Genomic DNA, 1,225 nt, shown 5'->3' with positions numbered 1-1,225 from the left:
CAAGCAAAATTTACACTTCCATTAAATTCAGCATTACAAAATTCAATTTTTTTATTGCCAAACTGGGTATATTGAAAATCAACTATTCCAGAAGGAAATTTATATCCATTAAAATCAACTATTGAATTTTCTTTATTATGGCTCGAAAAGTCTACTTCATAAAAACATATGTTTGCATGAGGGTATATCTTAACCTCGTTATTCCAAGCATCCTTTCCTTTCTTCCATAGTTCTATAGCTTCTTTAGTATCAAGACTATGGAAGCAAGGAGGAAGCGGAGAAGTCATTTCATCCATGAAGATAAGCTCAGTGGTTACGTCATCCAGTAATTATGAATTATCATTCAACATTGCTTATTTGGATTATAGCAATGCCACTTACTGAGGATCGCGATACATGCACAAAACACTTGTAGCCACCCTCCTCTTATTGAATAGTATCATTAATGATACTATAATATTCTCATGACTAGGATTGAACGACTTATAGCAGACTGGCGCAAAAGCCCGACAAACGTAAGGTTCAGCGACTTAGTAAAGGTGTGTAGTCACTACTTCGGTGAACCAAGGCAGCAAGGAACTAGCCATAAAGTGTATAAAACTCCATGGCCTGGAGATCCAAGGGTAAATATTCAGGAAGGCAAAGGTGGTAAAGCTAAACCTTACCAAGTCCGGCAAGTGCTAGCAGCAATAGAAAAGTTAGAAGGTATTAACAATGATTAATTATGAACACTACACGTACCGGGTAACCTGGTCTGAAGAGGATCAAGAATTTGTAGGGCTGTGCACTGAGTTTCCTAGCCTTTCTTACCTAGATGAAAAGCGTGTAAACGCACTAGAAGGCATTTGCAATCTCGTAAAAGAGATTATCGAGGATATGCAGGCAAACGGTGAAACCGTGCCAGAACCGATCTCAGAGAAAGCATACAGCGGTAAATTTATGGTACGTATTCCACCAGAACAGCATCGTTTACTTGCAATTAGAGCCGCTGAATCTGGTGTTAGTTTAAATAGGTATGTTAGCTCTAAACTAGTTTGATGAGCGCCCTACCCTATTCATTGGTAAGGAACATCTAAGGTAGACAAAGATGGCGTGCCTTGTGGAGGCTTGTGTAAATTATATAAGCTCATATCTTATAAAATGATATGATATCAAATCATATATAAATACTCGATATCATATCGTTTCAGATGCTATCAAATTACATCAAAAAGCAGGATATCAC

General features: G+C 37.6%; 3 protein-coding genes. 2 read left to right on the top strand and 1 reads right to left on the bottom strand.

What is annotated here, in order from left to right; all coding sequences use genetic code 11:
• Positions 1 to 296, bottom strand: a 296-nt coding sequence (locus KCG35_RS25410; RefSeq protein ID WP_215822643.1) for a hypothetical protein, incomplete at its 3' end; no start/stop codon positions are given.
• A gap of 294 nt (positions 297 to 590) precedes the next feature.
• Here KCG35_RS25410 and KCG35_RS26800 point away from each other — a divergent pair.
• The gene (locus KCG35_RS26800; RefSeq protein WP_255562040.1) at positions 591 to 722 is read left to right on the top strand and encodes a hypothetical protein; all 132 of its coding nucleotides are present in this window, start codon (positions 591 to 593) and stop codon (positions 720 to 722) included.
• On the top strand, positions 715 to 1,038 hold the full coding sequence (locus KCG35_RS25400) for a type II toxin-antitoxin system HicB family antitoxin (RefSeq protein ID WP_094789871.1): 324 nt from the start codon (positions 715 to 717) through the stop codon (positions 1,036 to 1,038). The genes KCG35_RS26800 and KCG35_RS25400 overlap by 8 nt, the downstream gene beginning before the upstream one ends.
• Positions 1,039 to 1,225 lie beyond the last annotated feature (187 nt).

This window comes from Zooshikella harenae (genome assembly GCF_018837975.1).
Lineage (GTDB): Bacteria > Pseudomonadota > Gammaproteobacteria > Pseudomonadales > Zooshikellaceae > Zooshikella > Zooshikella harenae.
Note: the sequence above shows the minus strand (reverse complement) of the source record. Positions and strands in the feature narration are given on the sequence as shown.